The organism is Kitasatospora sp. NPDC043949 (genome assembly GCF_056435365.1).
On record NZ_JBWKEQ010000089.1, the window covers coordinates 1 to 18199 of the forward strand.

At 74.1% G+C, this 18199-nt stretch carries 20 protein-coding genes and 1 pseudogene; 12 read left to right on the plus strand and 9 right to left on the minus strand.

What is annotated here, in order from left to right; all coding sequences use genetic code 11:
• Window positions 1-476: 476 nt before the first annotated feature.
• A complete protein-coding gene (locus AC07AL_RS37415; RefSeq protein WP_063346085.1) occupies window positions 477-746 on the minus strand; it encodes a helix-turn-helix domain-containing protein in 270 nt (89 codons plus the stop codon).
• Window positions 747-906: 160 nt separating this feature from the next.
• Here AC07AL_RS37415 and map point away from each other — a divergent pair, with 160 nt between their 5' ends.
• The 5 genes and pseudogenes from map (at window position 907) to AC07AL_RS37440 (ending at window position 6420) form a co-directional block, all read left to right on the plus strand.
• The gene (gene map / locus AC07AL_RS37420; RefSeq protein ID WP_363587308.1) at window positions 907-1674 is read left to right on the plus strand and encodes a type I methionyl aminopeptidase; all 768 of its coding nucleotides are present in this window, start codon (window positions 907-909) and stop codon (window positions 1672-1674) included.
• 15 nt (window positions 1675-1689) lie between these two features.
• Window positions 1690-1821, plus strand: a pseudogene (locus AC07AL_RS37425) (hydrolase); the annotation flags it as partial.
• Between the two features lie 181 nt (window positions 1822-2002).
• Window positions 2003-3484: an alpha/beta hydrolase gene (locus tag AC07AL_RS37430; protein WP_478319510.1), complete on the plus strand. Its 1482-nt coding sequence runs from the start codon at window positions 2003-2005 to the stop codon at window positions 3482-3484.
• Window positions 3485-3664: 180 nt separating this feature from the next.
• Window positions 3665-6055, plus strand: coding sequence for a transglycosylase domain-containing protein (locus AC07AL_RS37435; protein ID WP_363629641.1), 2391 nt, complete (start codon window positions 3665-3667; stop codon window positions 6053-6055).
• Between the two features lie 68 nt (window positions 6056-6123).
• Window positions 6124-6420 carry a hypothetical protein gene (locus AC07AL_RS37440; protein ID WP_478319511.1) on the plus strand — a complete coding sequence of 99 codons (297 nt, stop codon included), beginning with the start codon at window positions 6124-6126 and terminating at the stop codon, window positions 6418-6420.
• 8 nt (window positions 6421-6428) lie between these two features.
• Here the strand turns inward: AC07AL_RS37440 and AC07AL_RS37445 are convergent, their stop codons facing one another.
• Together AC07AL_RS37445 and AC07AL_RS37450 are read right to left on the minus strand one after the other, a co-directional pair.
• Complete coding sequence (locus AC07AL_RS37445) at window positions 6429-7013, minus strand: hypothetical protein (protein ID WP_350886005.1); 585 nt, start codon at window positions 7011-7013, stop codon at window positions 6429-6431.
• A gap of 31 nt (window positions 7014-7044) precedes the next feature.
• Entirely contained in the window at window positions 7045-7593 is a 549-nt protein-coding gene (locus AC07AL_RS37450) for an RBBP9/YdeN family alpha/beta hydrolase (protein WP_478319512.1), read from the minus strand.
• 256 nt (window positions 7594-7849) lie between these two features.
• On the opposite strand from AC07AL_RS37450, the gene AC07AL_RS37455 reads away from it, so the two are divergent.
• The 3 genes from AC07AL_RS37455 to AC07AL_RS37465 all read left to right on the plus strand — a co-directional run bounded on the left by AC07AL_RS37455 (window position 7850) and on the right by AC07AL_RS37465 (window position 10454).
• Complete coding sequence (locus AC07AL_RS37455; RefSeq protein ID WP_363587313.1) at window positions 7850-8416, plus strand: DJ-1/PfpI family protein; 567 nt, start codon at window positions 7850-7852, stop codon at window positions 8414-8416.
• A gap of 201 nt (window positions 8417-8617) precedes the next feature.
• Window positions 8618-9820, plus strand: coding sequence for a serine hydrolase domain-containing protein (locus tag AC07AL_RS37460; protein ID WP_363587314.1), 1203 nt, complete (start codon window positions 8618-8620; stop codon window positions 9818-9820).
• A gap of 73 nt (window positions 9821-9893) precedes the next feature.
• Window positions 9894-10454 carry a gamma carbonic anhydrase family protein gene (locus AC07AL_RS37465; RefSeq protein ID WP_363587315.1) on the plus strand — a complete coding sequence of 187 codons (561 nt, stop codon included), beginning with the start codon at window positions 9894-9896 and terminating at the stop codon, window positions 10452-10454.
• Here AC07AL_RS37465 and AC07AL_RS37470 read toward each other — a convergent pair.
• A complete protein-coding gene (locus tag AC07AL_RS37470) occupies window positions 10451-11680 on the minus strand; it encodes an MFS transporter (protein WP_478319513.1) in 1230 nt (409 codons plus the stop codon). The two genes, AC07AL_RS37465 and AC07AL_RS37470, sit on opposite strands and share 4 nt — an antisense overlap.
• Before the next feature lie 156 nt (window positions 11681-11836).
• On the opposite strand from AC07AL_RS37470, the gene AC07AL_RS37475 reads away from it, so the two are divergent.
• The 4 genes from AC07AL_RS37475 to AC07AL_RS37490 all read left to right on the plus strand — a co-directional run bounded on the left by AC07AL_RS37475 (window position 11837) and on the right by AC07AL_RS37490 (window position 13696).
• Window positions 11837-12073, plus strand: a complete 237-nt coding sequence (locus tag AC07AL_RS37475; RefSeq protein WP_350886016.1) for a DUF2277 domain-containing protein — start codon at window positions 11837-11839, stop codon at window positions 12071-12073.
• A gap of 82 nt (window positions 12074-12155) precedes the next feature.
• Entirely contained in the window at window positions 12156-12392 is a 237-nt protein-coding gene (locus AC07AL_RS37480; RefSeq protein ID WP_350886018.1) for a DUF6296 family protein, read from the plus strand.
• Between the two features lie 95 nt (window positions 12393-12487).
• A complete protein-coding gene (locus AC07AL_RS37485; RefSeq protein WP_063346074.1) occupies window positions 12488-12772 on the plus strand; it encodes a DUF427 domain-containing protein in 285 nt (94 codons plus the stop codon).
• A gap of 102 nt (window positions 12773-12874) precedes the next feature.
• Window positions 12875-13696 (plus strand): hypothetical protein, encoded by an 822-nt coding sequence (locus tag AC07AL_RS37490; protein ID WP_400987449.1) that lies wholly within the window; start codon window positions 12875-12877, stop codon window positions 13694-13696.
• A 4-nt stretch (window positions 13697-13700) separates the two neighbouring features.
• Here AC07AL_RS37490 and AC07AL_RS37495 read toward each other — a convergent pair whose 3' ends face one another.
• From AC07AL_RS37495 to AC07AL_RS37515, 5 genes are all read right to left on the minus strand, one after another.
• Window positions 13701-14042, minus strand: coding sequence for a hypothetical protein (locus AC07AL_RS37495; RefSeq protein WP_363587318.1), 342 nt, complete (start codon window positions 14040-14042; stop codon window positions 13701-13703).
• Between the two features lie 100 nt (window positions 14043-14142).
• Complete coding sequence (locus AC07AL_RS37500) at window positions 14143-14307, minus strand: hypothetical protein (protein WP_159398310.1); 165 nt, start codon at window positions 14305-14307, stop codon at window positions 14143-14145.
• Between the two features lie 216 nt (window positions 14308-14523).
• Window positions 14524-15738 (minus strand): cytochrome P450, encoded by a 1215-nt coding sequence (locus AC07AL_RS37505; protein ID WP_400329247.1) that lies wholly within the window; start codon window positions 15736-15738, stop codon window positions 14524-14526.
• Window positions 15739-15883: 145 nt separating this feature from the next.
• Window positions 15884-16102: a ferredoxin gene (locus tag AC07AL_RS37510; RefSeq protein WP_363587319.1), complete on the minus strand. Its 219-nt coding sequence runs from the start codon at window positions 16100-16102 to the stop codon at window positions 15884-15886.
• A 195-nt stretch (window positions 16103-16297) separates the two neighbouring features.
• Window positions 16298-17839 (minus strand): ATP-dependent DNA ligase, encoded by a 1542-nt coding sequence (locus AC07AL_RS37515; protein ID WP_478319514.1) that lies wholly within the window; start codon window positions 17837-17839, stop codon window positions 16298-16300.
• Window positions 17840-18199 lie beyond the last annotated feature (360 nt).

The following is an 18199-nucleotide window of genomic DNA, read 5'->3' on the forward strand; positions in this document are numbered from 1 at the left end:
CTCGACATCTCGAAGCGTGGAGAACGGCCGTCTCCACTGTCCCGGGAAGAACCGCAGATCAGCAGGTCGAGTGACCGCCGAGGTTAAACAACAAGTTCAACTCCTGGAGAGAAACCGAATGGGGATCGTTCAGCGACCGGGCACGGAGGTGCCCGGGGAGAATCCGGGAACGCACGTCGGCGGACAGTGGAATTCCGGGGGCGATAGCGCCGCGAGGCTGCGAGGGTGCGGATCCGGAGGGCGATCCGGCGGCGAAACCCAGTCGGGACAGGTCCGTTTGTCCCTCGGCTGAAGGCCGACAATCAAGGACGCTACCCTCGGTGGTCTGAACGCGTCAAGGATCGTCTGTGGCGGTGTCCGGAGCCTCGGGTCATCGAATGGTGATGATCGATTCCGGCCCGGCAAAAGGCCGTTAAGCCGGTAAGGCGTTAAAGCGGTAAGGCGTTAAAGCGTTAAGGCGTTAAAGCGTTAAGGCGTCACGCCGAGAGGGCTTCGCCGTCCTCCGGGAGCGCGCACACGGCCGCCAGCTCGTCCAGCGACAGATCCAGCGCGAACGCCAGCGCGGCGATGGTGAAGAACGACGGCGTCGGCGCCCGTCCGGTCTCGATCTTGCGCAACGTCTCCGCCGAGACGCCGGCCACCGCCGCCACCTCGACCATGCTGCGCGCGCCGCGCGCCTCGCGCAGCAGCGCCCCGAAGCGCTCCCCGCGCTCGCGCTCCCACGGGGTCAGTGGAGTCCTCACCATGCCGTCGATACTAGGCCCTCCCTCCGGGGTCGCGTCGTGCTCCCGCGAGGTCGCGCCGTGCGCCCCGCTCCGGTGCTCCCGTCCTGCCGCGCGGCCGCCCCGCCTTCGACCGTGATACAAATACCGGTATAAGAATTGGATTGAGGGGAGACGACCCACCATGGTCGAAATCAAGTCGGACGCCGCCCTGGACGCGATGCGCGAAGCCGGGCGGGTGGTGGCGGACGCGCTGGCCGCCGTGCAGGACGCGGCGGCCGTGGGCGTCAGCCTGCTGGAGCTGGACGAGGTGGCGCACGGCGTGCTGAGGGCGGCCGGGGCCACCTCGCCGTTCCTCGGCTACCGGCCGTCCTTCGCGCCCGTGCCGTTCCCGGCCGTCATCTGCGCCTCGGTGAACGACGCCGTCGTGCACGGCATCCCGGGCGGCTACCGGCTGCGCGACGGCGACCTGGTGAGCATCGACTGCGGCGCCCTCCTGGACGGCTGGGCCGGGGACTCCGCCGTCAGCTTCACCGTCGGCGCCGCCCGGCCCGAGGACGCGGTACTGATCGACACCACCCGGCGCGCCCTGGAGGCCGGGATCGCCGCCGCCGTGGTCGGCAACCGGATCGGCGACATCGCGCACGCCATCGGCAAGGTCGCCCGCGCCGGACGCTACGGCCTGCTCGAAGGCTTCGGCGGGCACGGCATCGGGCGGAGCATGCACGAGGACCCGCACGTACCCAACGAGGGCCGCCCGGGCCGGGGTTACCCGCTGCGCCCCGGCCTGGTGCTGGCGCTGGAGCCGATGCTGACGGCGGGCGGCCGGGGTGACTACCACACCGATCCGGACGGCTGGACGCTGCGCACCACGGACGGCAGCCGTGCCGCGCACATCGAGCACACCGTCGCCATCACCGAGGACGGCCCGCGCGTCCTGACCCTCCGGTAGCCGGAGCGCGGTGGGCTGATGGTCGGCGACGACCGGACCTGTGACGGCGGGGCGGCCGCCCTCGGCTGCGCCTTCCACCCGGTGGACCATCTGCCGGTCGAGCAGCGCCCGGCCGCCCTGACGCCGCTGCTCGACCTGCCGCCCTGACCGCCGCCGGCGGCTTCGCTTCCGGCCGCGTGAGCCGCCGTGTGCGCCGGCCTCCGAGCCGGATCCGCTGGAGGATTTGACGCACTGTCAAGTGCGGTCGGGCTTGCGGGGGTTTACCCCACCACCGGTCGGCCCGCTGCCCGGATGGGCCCAAGTCCCCGTGCCCGGAAGACTTCCGGGCATGCCGAACCTCAACCGCACCCTCGCCGTGGTCACCGCGGCCGCCGCGCTCTCCGTCACCGCCCTCGCCGCCCACCCCGCCGCCGCGGCCGGCTCGGACCGCCTCACCTGGACGGCCTGCCCGGGCCAGGCCGATCCCCGCCAGCAGTGCGCCACCGTCACCGTGCCGCTCGACTACGCGCACCCGGACGGCGAGCGCATCACCATCGCCGTCTCCCGGATCACGGCCGCCAAGCCCGGTCTGCGCCGTGGTGTGCTGCTGACCGTCCCGGGCGGGCCGGGCGGCTCCGGTGTGGACGTCCCGAGCGGCGCGGTGAAGCGCCTGCCGCAGTCCGTCCTCGACCGCTACGACCTGGTCGGCTTCGATCCGCGCGGCGTGGGCCGCTCCACGCCGGTCAGCTGCGGTCTGGAGCACGCCGATCTCGCGATGGTGAAGCTGCGCCCGTGGCCGGCCGCGGACGGCTCGATCGACGACAACCTGGCCACCGCCCGCCGGATCGCCGAGACCTGCGCCCGCAACGGCGGCCCGGTGCTGCGCAGCATCTCCACCCGGAACGAGGCCCGGGACATCGACCGGATCCGCGAGGCCCTCGGCGAGCGCCGGCTCTCCGCCTGGGGCACCTCGTACGGCACGTACGCGGGGGCGGTGTACGCCACCATGTTCCCCGGGCGCACCGACCGGATCGTGCTGGACAGCAACGACGACCCGGACCCGTCGCGGGTGGGGCGCGGCTGGCTCGCCGCCTTCGGCCGGGGCGCCGAGGACCGCTTCCCGGACTTCGCCGCGTGGGCTTCGGCGCCGGGCAACCCGGACCGGGTCGCGGACACCCCGGACGAGGTCCGCCCGCTGTTCCTGGAACTCGCCGCCCGCCTGGACGCCGCGCCGCTGCCCTGGCCCGGCGCCAACCCTGCGGAACTGAGCGGCAACGTGCTGCGCGAGACGATGCTGGAGAGCCTGTACGCGGACGCCAAGTTCCCCGACCTGGCCCGGCTGATGTTGGTCGGCCTCGGCCGTCGGCCGCTGCCCGCCCCGGTGCTGCCGCCGGACGAGGCGGTGCAGAACACCATCGCCGTGTCGGTCGGCACCCTCTGCAACGACGTCGGCTGGCCCGCCGATCCGGCCGGTTACGTCCGGGACGTGGCCGCCGAGCGCGCCGCCCGTCCGCTCACCGCGGGCATGCCGGTGAACGTGATGCCGTGCGCCTTCGGGCCGTTCGCGCCGGGCGAGCCGCCGGTGCGGGTGACCGGCCGGGGCCCGGCGAACATCCTGCTGGCGCAGAACCTGCGGGATCCGGCCACCCCGTACGCGGGTGCGCTCAAGCTCCGTGCGGCGCTGGGTGATCGGGCCCGGATGGTGACGGTGGACTCCGGCGGCCACGACGTCTACCGGGCCAACGGGAACGCCTGCGGCGACGCGGCGGTGACGGACTTCCTGGTCACCGGTCGTCGCCCGGCCGGGGACGTGTCCTGCCCGGCAGGCTGAGCAGGGGCGGGCCGGCCGACCGGCGGACGGCGGGATCAACAGGCCGTAGACGAACGGTCCTTGTCCGAACCCGGGCGTCCGTCCGACCGGCTGGAATGAGCCGAATCTGTGGCGGATTTGTGACAAAGCTTCGCCAACACCCTGCCCTGGCACGGTATTCGCGGCCGTAGTGTTCCAGTTATGTCACCGAAGAGCCGCATACCTGCCCCGGACGCGGGCGACACCTGGGTGCCGCGCCCGCGGCGTCGTGAGACCCCGATCGGATTCCTGGGTCACACGGTCACGTTCCTCGGCTGCTGCACTCTCGGCGGTGTCCTGCTGGCCGGCCTCATCCTTCCCGCGGCGGGCGCCGTCGGGCTCGGGGCCAAGAGCAGCGCCGAGGGCTTCGAGAGCATCCCCGACGACTTCAAGGCGCCGGCGCTGACGCAGGCCACCCAGGTCTTCGACGCCAAGGGAGGCCTGATCGCCAAGGTCTACGAGCGGGACCGCACGGTGATACCCGCCGAGCAGATGTCACCGCTGATGCGCCAGGCGCAGGTGGACATCGAGGACGCCCGCTTCTACGAGCACGGCGCCGTCGACCTCAAGGGCATCCTGCGGGCGATCACCAAGAACGCGGAGAGCGGCGCCGCCGTCCAGGGCGCGTCGACGCTGACCCAGCAGTACGTGAAGAACGTCAACGTGGAGAAGGCCGGCGACGACCCGGTGGCCGTCCTGGAGGCGCAGCGCAAGACGCTCGGCCGCAAGATCCAGGAACTCCGGTACGCCATCAAGCTGGAGGAGGATCTGACGAAGGATCAGATCCTCACCAACTACCTGAACATCACCTTCTACGGCCATCAGGCGTACGGCATACAGGCGGCCTCCCAGCGCTACTTCAGCAAGGACGCGAAGGACCTCGCCCTCCCCGAGGCGGCCATGCTCGCCGGGCTGGTGCAGAACCCGTCCCAGTACGACCCGAAGCTGCACCCGGTGGCCGCGCAGAAGCGTCGGGACACCGTCATCGACAAGATGGTCGAGAACAAGCACATCACCGCGGACCAGGCCAAGGAGGCCAAGGCCGCGCCGCTGGGCCTGAAGTACCGGGACCCGCAGAACGGCTGCATCACCGCCCAGGCCGGCATGGGCTTCTTCTGCGACTACGTGCGCCACGTGGTCAAGCAGGACCCGGTGTTCGGCAAGAGCGCCGCCGAGCGCAAGAAGCTGTGGGACACCGGCGGCCTCAACATCTACACCACGCTGGACCCGGACAAGCAGGCCGCCGCCCAGAACGCCGTCTCCGAGCAGGTGTACGTCACCGACCCGGTCTCGGCGGCGATGACGATGGTCGAGCCCGGCACCGGCAAGATCCTGGCGATGGCGCAGACCCGCCCCTACGGTCTGGCGAAGGAGAAGAACCAGACCGTCGTCAACTACAACGTGGACGCGGCGATGGGCGGCGGCATCGGCTTCCAGCCCGGCTCCAACTTCAAGCCGATCGTGGCCGCCGCCGCCCTGGAGGCCGGCCTGCCGCCCACCCAGCGGTACGACTCGCCCAACCGGATGGACTGGCCGACGACGAGGACCTGCGACGGCACCTGGAAGAACCCGAACAAGGGCAAGAAGGAGGGCAGCATCCCGAACGAGAGCCCGCGCGAGGTCGGCCCGTACGAGCTCAAGGAGGCGATGGCCCTCTCGGTGAACACCTACTTCGTGCAGATGGAGCAGGAGATCGGCCTCTGCGCGGTCAAGCAGATGGCCAACAAGCTGGGCGTCACCGGCAAGGCCGACGGCAAGCCGCTGGAAGAGGTCCCCGCCCTCGGCCTCGGCACCCAGGAGGTGAGCCCGTTGACGATGGCCAACGTGTACGCGAGCTTCGCCGCCCGCGGCACCTACTGCGTGCCGCTGGCGATCAACAAGATCTCCACGGTGGACGGCAAGGACGTCCCGGTGAGCCCGGCCAAGTGCACCGAGGCGATGTCCACGGACACCGCCGACGTGATCAACAGCGTGCTGCTCGGGGTGACGGAGAAGGGCACCGCCAAGGAGCTCAGGCTGGACGACCGCCGGCAGATCGCGGCCAAGACCGGGACGACGGACGAGAAGAAGTCGGCCTGGTTCACCGGCTACACCGGCAACCTGGCCGGCTCGGTCTGGCTGGGCAGCCCGGGCACCAAGGTGCCGATGAAGAACATCCGGATCGGCGGCCACTACCAGCAGGAGGTCTTCGGCGCGACCGGCCCGGGCCCGATCTGGGAGCAGGCGATGAGCGACGCCGTCCGGAACATGCCGGAGAAGGACTTCCCGACGGTCTACATCCCGGACCCGCCCAAGCGCGACCCGAGCTGCGCCACCCCCAGCGGCTCGCCGACCGGCACCTGCGGGAGCGGCTCGGGCAAGCAGCGCCCGAGCAGCCCCGGCAACCCGAGCAGCCCCGGCACCCTGAGCACCCCGGGCAGCACGGGCGGTCCGCTCAACCCGAACAGTCCGGTCGGCCGCTCCGCGCCGTCCACGCCGTCGGGGCAGCCCGGGCAGTCCACCCCGTTGGCTCCCCCCGCGCCGGCCGACCCCGGCGACAACCAGGACCAGTGAGCCGCCCGGTCCCGCCTGAGTACCCGTACTCAGGCGGGGCCGCGGACCGGCGGCGGACGATGGGTGCCATGCCGCACAGCATCCTCGGTGTCCCCGCCGTGTTCTGGCCCTCGATCGGCTACCTGGCCGGGTACCTGGTGATCGGGCTCGCCGCCGCCCGCGAACTGCGCGCGGGCACCGGCGCGGCCAACGCGGTCCGGCAGTGGACCGCCGCCGTCTGGACGATGCCCGGCTTCCTGCCGGCGATGCTCGTCAACCCGTTCCCGGACGGCAGTGCGGCCCGCTTCCTGTCCGCCACCGCCGTGGGCGCGGCGGGCAACGCGGCGCTGCTCGCCCTGCTCGCCCACGCGGTGGGGCTGCCGTAGCGCGGACGCTACCGTGCCTCGACCGGCTCGCCGGTGTCCTGGTCCAGGTTGAAGACCCGCCGGTAGGAGTCGGTGACCACGGTGATCTGGTCCCGGCCGGTCCAACTCGCCTCCACCAGCCGGGCGTCGTCCGGTGCCCGGCCGATCTGGGCCAGCGACCAGCGCCGCCCGGACCAGCCCGCGCCGACCTCCAGCAGCACCTGCCAGTCGTCGTTGTCCTTCGGCGCGGTGGCGTACGAGCGGTGCACCACGACCAGGGCCAGCTCCGGGCGGGCCGGGGCGGTCTCCCGGCTGCGCGTCTCGGCCGCCGAGACCTTGTGCGCGGCCAGCACGCCGAGCAGGAACACCACCCCGGCCGTCACCGTGACCGCCCGGGTGGCCGTCCGTACGGCGGTGCGCCGGTCGCCCAGCCAGGCGGCGGCGATCAGCGCGGCCAGCGCCGCGCCGAGCAGCAGCTCGGGCCGGTTGAGCAGGTCGGCGACCAGCATCAGCCCGCCCGAGCGGCTCTCCCACTGCCCCTCGGTGTAGAGCAGCACGGCGGCCGCCCCGCCCGCCAGCAGCAGCCGGACCAGGACGCGCCTGGCCTTCGGCATCCGGTTCCTCATCGTCCCCCCGTCCGATGCGTCACAGCTCTGCGAGCAGCTTGCGGCCCTCCGGCCAGTCGCCCAGCCCGGAGTCCGAGTTGAGGTGTCCGTACGCGCCCGGCTCGACGTACCGGGCGCCCCACGCGCCGGCGAACAGCCGGGCCCGCTCGGGGCTGACCCACGGGTCGTCGGTGCTGGCGACGACCACGGCCGGGAACGGGAACGGCGCCAGGGCCACCGGCCGGAAGCCGGTCAGCTGCGGGACTTCGGCGGTGTCGATGTCCGCGGGGGCGACCAGCAGCGCGCCGCGCACCGCGGCGGTCCGCCCGGCGGGCGCGGCGGCCACCCAGCGGGCCACCGTGACGCAGCCGAGGCTGTGGGCGACCAGCAGCACCGGCCCGTCGGCGGCGGCCTCGGCCACCGCCGCGTCCACCCGGGCGATCCAGTCGCTCTGGTCGGGGTGGTCCCAGTCCGCCTGCTGGACCCGGCGGAAGGCGTCCGGTTCGGCGGCCTCCCAGCGGGTCTGCCAGTGCTCCGGGCCCGAGTTCTGGTAGCCGGGCAGGACGAGGTGGGTGGTGCGGTCCGGCATGGGCTCCTCCGGTGTGCGGTCGTGGCGGGCAGCAGGAGTCTAGGACGCGGGCAGCCGCGGCCCGCAGCCGGGCGGTGACCCGGCGCGCACGGCCCTCGGCAGGCGCGTACGCCCGGTGACGCGCCGCAGTACGCCCGGTGCGCCCTGTTGCCAACGGCACGGCCGGTGCGGGAGGTTGGTCCGGGCCCGCGGCCGGTGGGCACCGGCCGGGGCCCACGCCGTGTCGGACGCTCGACCATGTGGAGGGATGTCGGCGATGACATCGAAGATCCTGCTCGTCACCGGGGACGCCGCCGAGTCGCTGGAGGTGTTCTACCCGTACCAGCGGCTGCGCGAGGAGGGCTACCAGGTCGACATCGCCGCCCCGACCAGGAAGCGACTCCAGTTCGTCGTCCACGACTTCGTCGACGGCTACGACACCTACACCGAGAAGCCCGGCTACACCTGGCCCGCCGACCTCGCCTTCGCCGACGTCGACCCGGCCGACTACGTCGCGCTGGTCATCCCCGGCGGCCGCGCCCCCGAGTACCTGCGCAACGACCCGGACGTGCAGCGGATCGTCCAGCACTTCTTCGCCGGCGACAAGCCGGTCGCACAGATCTGCCACGGCCCGCTGATCACCGCCGCCGCCGGGGTGCTGTCCGGCCGCCGCAGCGCCGCCTACCCGGCGCTGGCGCCGGACGTGAAGGCGGCGGGCGCCGAATTCGTCGACGGCGAGGCGGTGGTGGACGGCGTGGTCGTCTCGGCCCGCGCCTGGCCCGACCACCCGGCGTGGCTGCGCGCGTTCATCGAGATCCTGCGCACCAAGGCGCCGGCTTCCTGACCCGCCCGCCCAGGCCCGTCGCGCCCCCGACCCGTCTCGGGGGCGCGACTCCGGGAACCCGTCAGGGTCACGCCCCTCCCCAGGTAGCAGGCGCGCCGCCCCGGAGGCTGACGACCGCCCCGCAGTCGCCCTGCCATGGTGTCAAAGACCATGGCAGCGGCGGAGGTTGACAGCCCTGCCGGCCGGAACAGGGAGGACGTCATGACCACCGACCCAGCCGCCACCACCCGGCGCCGCCGACGCGGGCCGGCCCTGCGCGCCGCCGTCGCGGCCCTCGCGGGCGCGGGCCTGATCGCCGCGCTCGCCCCGGCCGCCGCCGCCCAGGACGCGGCCCGCCCGGCGAGTGCCACCGACCGCAGCGCCGACTGGACGGCCCTCGACACCGCCCTCGCCGACCTGACCGCGAAGAACGTCGCCACCTCCTCCCTCGCCGCCGTGCGCGAGAACGGCCGGCTCGTCCACCGCGCCGCCGGCGGCGTCGCCCGGCTCGGCGCGGACACCCCCGCCGACCCCGCGGGCCGCTTCCGGATCGGCAGCACCACCAAGACCTTCGTGGCCACCGTGCTGCTCCAACTCGTCGGCGAGGGACGACTGGGACTGGACGACCGCCTGGAGAGCCTGCTGCCCGGCGCGGTGCCGAACAGCGCGGACATCACCGTCCGCGAACTCCTCAACCACACCAGCGGCGTCGCCGACTACACCCAGGACCCGGCCTTCAACTCCTACGACCAGAACTGGCTCGACACCGGCCGCTACACGTCCTACAGCCCGCAGGACCAGGTGGACATCGCCGACAAGTACCCGCCCGCCTTCCGCCCCGGCCAGGACTGGCAGTACTCCAACACCAACTACGCCCTGGTCGCGCTGATCATCGAACGCCTCACCGGCCACGGCTGGAACGAGGAGGTGGAACGCCGGATCATCCGCCCGCTCGGCCTGACGGGCACCTCGATGCCGCTCTACTCCCCGGTCATCCCCGGCTCGCACGCCCACGCCTACCTCAAGCTCGACAGCGGCCCGGCCGACGTCACCTCGCTCAACCCCTCCATGGCCGGCCCCTCCGGCGCGGGCATCTCCACCACCGCGGACCTGACGACGTTCATCCGCGCCCTGCTCGGCGGCCGGCTGCTGCGCCCCGCCGAACTCGCCGAGATGCAGAAGACCACCGCCCACGGCGGGGGCCAGGCCTATGGGCTCGGCCTCCAGCGGGTGGACACCCCGTGCGGTGCGTTCTGGGGCCACGCCGGCGGGATCCCCGGCTACAGCACGATGATGCTCGGCTCGCTCGACGGGAAGCGCCAGTTCGCCAACAGCACGACCTTCTACGACGCGCCGGATCCGGCCGCGGCCCTCGCCGCCTGGCAGCGGGCGGTGAACGCCGGCGTCTGCGGCGGGCAGGGGTAGGACGGGTGCTGCGGATCCGCCCCCTACGCTGTCCGGCGACAGGAACGGCCGACCGTCACCAGGAGGACGAGACATGGCAGAGCCGCTGATCGCCGCAGTCGGGGGCAAGGTGCCCACCGTCGACCCGGGCGCCTTCCTCGCACCGAACGCCGTCGTGGTCGGGGACGTGACGATCGGCCCTGGCGCGGGCGTCTGGTACGGGGCGGTGCTGCGCGGCGACGCCGAGTCCATCACCGTGGGCCGGGACAGCAACATCCAGGACAACTGCACCCTGCACGCCGACCCCGGCTTCCCGCTGGTGGTCGGCGAGCGGATCTCGGTCGGGCACAACGCGGTGCTGCACGGCTGCGTGGTCGAGGACGACGCCCTGGTCGGGATGAACGCCACCGTGCTCAACGGCGCCCGGATCGGCGCCGGTTCGCTGGTCGCGGCGGGCGCGGTGGTGCCGCAGGGCATGCGGGTGCCGCCCGGCTCGCTGGTCGCCGGGGTCCCGGCCAAGGTCCGCCGCGAGCTGACCGAGGACGAGAAGGCCGGCATCAAGGCCAACGGCGAGGGCTACCTGCTGCTGGCCGCCGCCCACCGCGAGCTCGAACCCCTGGCGCAGCCCCGGGCCCAGATCCAGCCCCAGCCCTAACGCTGGACGCCGACCGGAGCCGCCGCGGCCGGAGCCGTCGCGGCCGGAGCCGTCGCGGCAGGCTCCGGTGCGGCGGGCACGGGCCGGCGCCGGTCGGCCGCCCAGGCGAGCACCGCGATCAGCGCGCCCGAAGCGGCCAGGCCTGCGCCCACCAGGGTCGGCGCCGTCCAGCCGAACCCGGCGTCCAGGGCCAGCCCGCCGAAGTAGGCGCCCTGCGCGTTGGCCAGGTTGAACGCGCCCTGCACCGTCGCCGAGGCCAGCGTCGGCGCGCTGCGCGCCTTCTGCAGGACCAGCGTCTGCACCGCCGGCACGATCGCGAAGCCGAACAGCCCGATCAGCACCACCGTGACGGCGGCCGACCAGCGGGCGTGCGCGGTCACCGCGAACAGCGCCAGGGTGGCGGCCAGCAGCACGAAGGCGGCGCAGACCGTCGGGCGCAGCGCCCGGTCGGCCGCGAACCCGCCGATCACGTTGCCGATCGTCATCCCCACCCCGAACAGCGCCAGCACCAGTGTCACCGAGCCGGTGGCGTACCCGGACACCTCGGTGAGCAGCGGCGCGATGTAGCTGTAGCAGGCGAAGAAGCCACCGCAGCCGAACACCACGGTGGCCAGCGCCAGCCACAGCTGCCCGTCGCGGAAGGCCCGCAGCTCGTGCCGCAGCCCGGCCTGCCCGGGGGAGGGCAGCGACGGCACCAGCCGGGCGATGGCGAGCGTCCCGGCGGCGGCGATCAGGACGACCACCAGCATGGTCGCCCGCCAGCCCAGGTGCTGCCCCAGCAGTGTGGCGGCCGGCACGCCGACGATGTTGGCGATGGTCAGGCCGGAGAACATCACGGCCACCGCCCGGGCCCGGCGGTCCGGGGCCACCAGTTCGGCCGCGGCCACCGCGCCGGCCCCGAAGAACGCGCCGTGCGGCAGTCCGGTGATCAGCCGGGCGGCGGCCAGCGTCCAGAAGTCCGGTGCCAGCGCGCACAGCAGGTTGCCGGTGGCGAACAGCCCGGCGAGCGCCACCAGCACGGCCTTGCGCGGCCGGCCGGAGGCGAGCGCGGTGAGCAGCGGGGCGCCGATGACCACGCCCAGCGCGTACGCGGAGATCAGCCAGCCGGCCTGCGGGATGGAGACGTGCAGATCGTCGGCGACCTGGGGGAGCAGCCCCATGGCGGCGAATTCGGTGGTGCCGATGGCGAACGCGGTGACGGCCAGCGCGAGCAGCGCGAGAGGCAAGGGGGTGACTCCGGGGTGACGCCCGCGGACGGGGAGGCGCGGCGGGACGGGGGGATTCGTTCGTCCGGCATCCTAATCCGGCCGGATGACGCCGCCGTGAGGTGCGTGTGACGGGAGGGGGTCGCCAGTACGGCGTCCACGCGCGAGACTGGGTGCATGTGCCGCAACATCAAGACGTTGCGCCCGCCGGTGACGCTCGACGCCGACGAGGACGACTTCCGCGCCGCCGCGCTGCAGTACGTCCGCAAGGTGTCCGGGTTCCGCGCCCCGGCGGCGCACAACCGCGAGGCCTTCGACCGGGCCGTGGACGCGGTCGCCGAGGCCACCGCCCGGCTGCTCACCGAGCTGGAGGTCCGCGGCGCGCCCGCCCGGGCCGCCGAGGCCACCGCGTAGGCCGACCGCCGTCCGGCGGGTCCGCCGACCGCGGCCACGCATCGGGACCAGGAGATCGGGACAATCGGGACAGGAGATGGAGATGACCCCCGCGAACCGTTACGTGCTCACCTTCCCCGGCACCCCCGGCACCCAGGCCCCGCAGGACGTCGTCGTGGTCGTCCGCACCAGCGCGACGGGCCCGGGCGGACACCCGGTGTACGAGGACGCCAGCGGCATCGTCCGCGCCGAGATCAGCGACGCCGGCGAGGTCCGGATGCTCGCCAGCGGCGGCCACCAGTCCCCGCACCTGCCGGTCCACGCCGAGCCGCTGCCCTGACCGTTGCCCCGGCTGTTGACCTGACCGTCCGGCATCCGCCGACGATTTCCGCGAACCCCCCGGGTGCCGTCCGTCCCTGGGGCAGAATCGGCCGCATGACCACAGCGCGCTGGCAGGGCACCGTCGTCGCCGAGAGCGACGAGACCGTCGTCGTCGAGGGCAACCACTACTTTCCGGTCGAATCCGTCCGGACCGAATTCCTGCGTCCGTCCGACACCACCACCGTCTGCGGCTGGAAGGGCACCGCCGGTTACTACACGTTGGAAGTGGACGGGCGGACCAACCCCGACGCGGCCTGGTACTACGCCGACCCGAAGCCGGAGGCCGAGGAGATCCGCGGCCGGGTGGCGTTCTGGCGCGGGGTCGAGATCACCGGGTAGGGCGTACCCCGGGAGCGGAGGGGGTACCGGACATCTATGGCAGTCTTCCGTAAACCCGGACGTTCCAGGCCTGTCCCCGAGCCCGCCCCCACCCCCGCCGCCGTGCCCGACGCCGGCTTGGCCGGCGAACTCGCCGAACTGGTCGAGCAGGCCGAGCAGCCCGAGGGCGAGTGGCGGATCGCCGAGTACCGGGCCGGCCGCGGCCGCGGCCGGGCCCTGGTGGCGAACGCGGCCCACCTGCTCGGCCGGGGCGGCCGGGTCGCCGCCAAGGGTGCCGCGTTCGGCGGCCGCGCCCTCACCGAGCAACTGGTGCGGGCCGCGCCGCGGATCCCGGTGCGCGACCTCGCCACGCTGCGCGCCCAGCACCCCGGCGCGGCCGACCCGGAGGCGCTGGCCGACCTGCTGGTCACCGGCGCGGCCCGGGCCTCCGGCGCGCTCGGCGCCGGCGTGGGCGCGGCGGCGATGCTGCCGGTGCCGCCCGCGATGCCGGTGGAGATCGCGGCGGAGACGCTCGCCGTCGCGGCCTTGGAGATCAAGCTGATCGCCGAACTGCACGAGGTCTACGGCGCCCGGGCGCCGGGCGGTGTCACCCAGCGGGCCGGGGCCTACCTGGGCGCCTGGGCCAACCGCCGGGGGATCGACGCGAGGTTGCTGTCCCGGCCGGCCGGGTTCGCCGCCCTGGCGCTCGGGGCGGAGGTGCGCCAGCAGGTCAGCCGCCGGCTCACCCGCAGCTCGCTGCGCCGCCTGCCGTCGCTCACCCCGCTGCTGGTCGGCGCCGGCATCGGCGCCACCGTCAACCGGCGCGACACCCGCCGGCTGGCCGCCGAGGTCCGCGCGGACCTGCGTGCGCGTCCCCCGGTCGACCGCGCCTACTGGGCCGCCGCGGCGCCGGCGGTGCGGGGCGAGGTCGTCCCGGGGGACTGAACAGCTAGGGCCTGTCCGGCGGGGCCGGGGCGGCCGCGCCCCGGCCGGCCTTGACGCCGTTCACCATCGCCTGGTGTATCGCCCGCGCGGTGGTCTCGTCCGCCGCCGGGACGGGGCTGCCGGTCACCGTGTACCAGTCCAATGCGCCGGTGTACTGGACGGTGAGCCGGGCCTCGCCGTCCACCCAGGTGGTGTGCACGGTGAGGTCGCCGGAGATGGGGCCGATCTCGGTGGTGGTGACCCCGCCGGGTCCGCTGATGATCGACTGCGTGGTCCAGGTCGCCCACGACGTGCGCGGGTCGACGGGCGGTCGGGCCTGCCTGCCGTTTTGATCGTGTTCGGTCATGCGCTTATCCTCCCCCGCCGGTGAGTCGCTGCCCGGGCAGCGACACCTGCGGTCGCGAAGACCGCCCGGTCCCACCGGGCGGTCGGGTGCTCACAGCTGTTCAGCGGTCCGGACCGGACTCCTCCAGGGTGGGCTCGCCCTCCGCCTGGGAGGTGTCCTGCGCGTGCAGGTTCTGCATCGAGGTGATGCCCTCTTCGGGATCCGCGGCGCGGACGTCCTCGTCACGGTCCGTGCTCATCTCGGCCCGTTCGCTCATGTCGGTCATGGCGGGCTCCGTCTCCTCGGCCGGTCCGGGCGCGCTCCGAGCCGGGGTGCGGCAGGGCCGGGTCTGTCTCTCACCCCCCAGCCTGCCCCCGCCCCGGCCCCGGGGCCAGCCGAACGGGCTAGGGCGGGTCTGACAATTCCCGCCGCGTGCTGATCCGACGCGAATTGTCGGACACGCCCTAGTCGCCGGCCGGCCCCGCCCTCCGTCCGACGGCCGTCACCAGGTGACGGGCAGCGACCGCATTCCGTAGATGAACGCCTCCGAGCGGAACTTCCGGCCCTCCCCGGTGGCCGCCGGCCGCAGGCCGGGCAGCCGCCGAAACAGGGTGGCCAGGGCGATCTGGAGCTCGGCGCGGGCGAGCGGCTGCCCGAGGCACTGGTGCACGCCGAAGCCGAAGGCCATGTGCCGCCGGGCGTCCCGGTCGAGGTCGAGCTGGTCGGCCGGCCGCAGGTCGGCGCCGCCGAACATCTCCTCGTCCTGGTTGGCGGTGGAGATCAGCGCGATCACGCCCTCGCCGGCCCTGATCACGGTGCCGCCCAGCTCGACGTCCTCCAGCGCGACCCGGGGCAGGCCGTGGTCCACGATGGTCAGGTGGCGCAGCAGTTCCTCGACGGCGCCGGGCAGCGCGGCCGGGTCGGCCAGCCTGGCGATCTGCTCGGGCTGGTCGAGGAGCAGGGCGGTGGAGAGCGAGATCATGTTCGCGGTCGTCTCGTGCCCGGCTATCAGCAGCAGGATGCCGGTCGTGGCGACCTCGCCCGGTGTGAGGTCGTCCCGGACGGCGAGCCGGCTGAGGATGTCGTCGCCCGGCTCCTCCCGCTTGCGGGCGGCCAGGCCGCCGAGGTACTCGCGCAGTTCGTCCGAGGCGGCCTGGACCTCCTCGGCCGAGCTGTGCTTGTTGAGCAGGGTCCGGCTGAGGCCCTGGAAGCGGTCCCGGTCCTCGTACGGGACGCCGAGCAGCAGGCAGATCACCAGCGAGGGGACGGGCAGCGCGAAGTCGGCGACCAGGTCGGCCTCGGTCCGGCCGTCGGTCATCCGGTCGAGCGCCTCGTCGACGATCTGCTGGATGCCGGGGCGCATCGCCTCGACCCGCTTGACCAGGAAGTCGCCGGTGACCATCCGGCGCTGCCGGGCGTGCTCGGGGTCGTCGAGCCGCAGGAAGCTCGGGTTGGCGAGGAGGGCTTCCCGGCGGCCGGGCACCAGCATCGGGAACCCCTGGTGGCGGGCGTCCGCGCTGAACCGGCGGTCGGACAGGATGGTGCGGACCTCGGCGTAGCCGGTGGCCAGCCAGCAGGACTCGCCGTCGGGCAGGGCGGCGCGGGTGATGGGCGCCGTCGCGGCGGCCTCGGTGTAGGCGGGCGGCGGGCTGAACGGACAGCCGGCGTCGCGCGGGGCGGGCATCGGGAAGGTCCGGGCGGTGGGTGTGCTCGTCAAGGTGGGGTCTCCTTGCGTCGCAATGTCCTCGGGTGGGTGGGGTGGCGCCGGGGCCGACGGTTCGCGCGACGGCGGCCGGGAGCGGCGGTCGTCACGGTGGCCGGGGTCGGCGCGGGCGGGGGACCGTCGGGAGCCGGCGGGGGCGTCAGCCGGCGTCCTCGGCGGAGTCCTCCTCGGTGACGGTGATCGCGCCGCCCGGGCAGAGCTCGGCGGCGAGCCTCAGCACGGCGAACTGCGGGGGCTTGAACTCGGTCTGACGGAGGACCACCAGACTGTCCTGCTCGTCCTGGTCGAAGATCTCCGGAGCGTTCAGGACGCACATCCCGGAGCTGCAGCAGCGGTCCCGGTCGACGCTCACCTTCATGGTCGAGCACCTCTCGCCAGTGCGGCGCCGGGCGTCCGGCGGCCGCCTCTCGTTGTCATTGCCAACCTAACCGTCACCCTTGCGTCCACGGAGGGGCGATGCGGGGATCGTCCAGAATGGCCGATTCGGGTCGGAGCCGGTCCAGCGTCGCCGCAAAGGGGGTTTGAAATTGACGTTACTCCGCCAAAGGACGGCTCACAGCCCCTCGGCGGCGGCAATCTCCCGGACGGTGGCGACGGTGTCGGCCTCGGCGGCGCTCTTGTCCGGCCGGTAGCGCACCACCCGGGCGAACCGCAGGGCCAGCCCCGCCGGGTAGCGGGGGCTGCGCTGGAGACCGTCGAAGGCGATCTCGACGACCAGTTCCGGCCGGACCCGCACCGTCCAGTCGTCCCGCCCGCTCTCGCGGGCGAGGAGTTCGGCGGTCTGCCAGGCGAGCGTCTCGTCGGTGAGGCCCTTGAAGGTCTTGCCGAGCATCACCCACGGGCCCAGCCCGGGCTCGCCCGCCGCCCGGGCGCCCAGGTGCAGATTGCTGAGGAGGCCGCGCCGCCGGCCGCTGCCCCACTCGGCGGCCAGCACCACCAGGTCCAGGGTGTGCCGGGGCTTCACCTTGATCCAGCCGGCGCCGCGCCGCCCGGCCGCGTACCCGGCCGCCGGGTCCTTGACCAGGACGCCCTCGTGTCCGCGGGCCAGGGTCTCGCGGAAGAACGCCAGTGCCCGCTCGCCGTCCCCGGTCTCGGTGCGGGGCACCCGCAGGCCCTCCGGCACCGCCTCGTCCAGCGCCGCCCACCGCTCCCGGCCGGGGCGGTCCACCAGGTCCTCGCCGTCCCGGTGCAGCAGGTCGAAGAAGAAGGCGCTGAGCGGGACTTCGGCGCGCAGCCGCTCCGGATCCCGCCGGGAGGCGGTGCGCGCGGCGGTCTCCTGGAACGGGCGCGGCCGCCCGTCGGGCCCGAGCACGATCGCCTCGCCGTCCAGCACCGCCGAGCGCAGCGGCAGCGCGAGCGCCGCCTCGGCCACCTCGGGGACGCGCGTGGTGATGTCGTCCAGGCCGCGGGTGAACACCGCGACCTCCGCGCCGTCCCGGTGCACCTGCACCCGGACGCCGTCCAGCTTCCACTCCAGGGCGGCCGGGCCGGTGCGTTCCAGCGCCGAGGCCACGTCGGGCGCGGAGGCGGCCAGCATCGGCCGCACCGCCCGGCCCACCTCCAGCCGGAACGCGGCCAGCGCGGGCACCCCGCCGGTCAGCGCCGCCTCCGCCACCGCCCGGGCGGAGCCGCGGAACATCAGCGCCCGGCGCACCGCCGCCGCGGGCACCCCGGCCGCCTGGGCGACGGCGTCGCCGACCAGCGCGTCCAGCGCGCCCTGGCGCAGCTCGCCGACCAGCACCGCGCGCAGGAACGCCTGCTCGACCTCGGTCGCCCGGGCGAACAGCCCGGCCAGCAGCCGCCGCCGCTCGGCCTGCGCGCCGGGCCCGTGCACCCCGGCGATCCGCTCCAGCTCCCGTTCGGTCTCCCGGACGTCGAGCGAGGCCTCGGCGGCGGGCGGCGGCAGGTCGCGCAGGCCCGCCGGGCCGACGCCGGTGCGCAGCCGCCGCGACTCGCCCGACAGCAGGCCCACGGCCGCCGGGGCCTCGGCCGGGCCCAGTGCGCGCAGGCAGTCCGCGAGCAGCGCCGTCTTGGCCCGCCGTCCGGGCTCGGCGGCGACGGCGCGGGACGTCTGGGCCAGGTGCCGCAGCCGCATGGCGCTCCTCGGGTGGTGCGTGGCCGGGCGTCCAGGATCGGCCACCCGACCGGCCACCGCACGGCGGGCGGTGCGCCCGTACCGCGCCGGAGTGGAGTGCGCGGGCGGCCGGTCTTGGCCGTGGTGGAGCTCGGCGCGGAGCCGACGGCCCGTCATGCTGGCGCCACACCGCGGCCCGGCGACCCCGGGGCCCGCCCGCCCGATCGAGGGAGACCGAGTTGACCACCACGACCCGCTGGAGCGGGGGGGGGGGGGGGGGGGGGGAAGCCCCCCCCCCCCCCCCGACCCCCCCCCGGTCCTCTTCGTTTTCCCCTCTTCCCCTGCCCGAAGAGAAGGGGGAAACAGCGCTGTTTCGGGATC

What these genes read in the sequence shown, in the direction of transcription:
- AC07AL_RS37415 (WP_063346085.1), bottom strand. Translation starts at nt 746, where the DNA reads ATGGTGAGGACTCCACTGACCCCGTGGGAGCGCGAGCGCGGGGAGCGC.
- map (WP_363587308.1), top strand. Translation starts at nt 907, where the DNA reads ATGGTCGAAATCAAGTCGGACGCCGCCCTGGACGCGATGCGCGAAGCC.
- AC07AL_RS37430 (WP_478319510.1), top strand. Translation starts at nt 2,003, where the DNA reads ATGCCGAACCTCAACCGCACCCTCGCCGTGGTCACCGCGGCCGCCGCG.
- AC07AL_RS37435 (WP_363629641.1), top strand. Translation starts at nt 3,665, where the DNA reads ATGTCACCGAAGAGCCGCATACCTGCCCCGGACGCGGGCGACACCTGG.
- AC07AL_RS37440 (WP_478319511.1), top strand. Translation starts at nt 6,124, where the DNA reads ATGCCGCACAGCATCCTCGGTGTCCCCGCCGTGTTCTGGCCCTCGATC.
- AC07AL_RS37445 (WP_350886005.1), bottom strand. Translation starts at nt 7,013, where the DNA reads ATGCCGAAGGCCAGGCGCGTCCTGGTCCGGCTGCTGCTGGCGGGCGGG.
- AC07AL_RS37450 (WP_478319512.1), bottom strand. Translation starts at nt 7,593, where the DNA reads ATGCCGGACCGCACCACCCACCTCGTCCTGCCCGGCTACCAGAACTCG.
- AC07AL_RS37455 (WP_363587313.1), top strand. Translation starts at nt 7,850, where the DNA reads ATGACATCGAAGATCCTGCTCGTCACCGGGGACGCCGCCGAGTCGCTG.
- AC07AL_RS37460 (WP_363587314.1), top strand. Translation starts at nt 8,618, where the DNA reads ATGACCACCGACCCAGCCGCCACCACCCGGCGCCGCCGACGCGGGCCG.
- AC07AL_RS37465 (WP_363587315.1), top strand. Translation starts at nt 9,894, where the DNA reads ATGGCAGAGCCGCTGATCGCCGCAGTCGGGGGCAAGGTGCCCACCGTC.
- AC07AL_RS37475 (WP_350886016.1), top strand. Translation starts at nt 11,837, where the DNA reads ATGTGCCGCAACATCAAGACGTTGCGCCCGCCGGTGACGCTCGACGCC.
- AC07AL_RS37480 (WP_350886018.1), top strand. Translation starts at nt 12,156, where the DNA reads ATGACCCCCGCGAACCGTTACGTGCTCACCTTCCCCGGCACCCCCGGC.
- AC07AL_RS37485 (WP_063346074.1), top strand. Translation starts at nt 12,488, where the DNA reads ATGACCACAGCGCGCTGGCAGGGCACCGTCGTCGCCGAGAGCGACGAG.
- AC07AL_RS37495 (WP_363587318.1), bottom strand. Translation starts at nt 14,042, where the DNA reads ATGACCGAACACGATCAAAACGGCAGGCAGGCCCGACCGCCCGTCGAC.
- AC07AL_RS37500 (WP_159398310.1), bottom strand. Translation starts at nt 14,307, where the DNA reads ATGACCGACATGAGCGAACGGGCCGAGATGAGCACGGACCGTGACGAG.
- AC07AL_RS37510 (WP_363587319.1), bottom strand. Translation starts at nt 16,102, where the DNA reads ATGAAGGTGAGCGTCGACCGGGACCGCTGCTGCAGCTCCGGGATGTGC.
- AC07AL_RS37515 (WP_478319514.1), bottom strand. Translation starts at nt 17,839, where the DNA reads ATGCGGCTGCGGCACCTGGCCCAGACGTCCCGCGCCGTCGCCGCCGAG.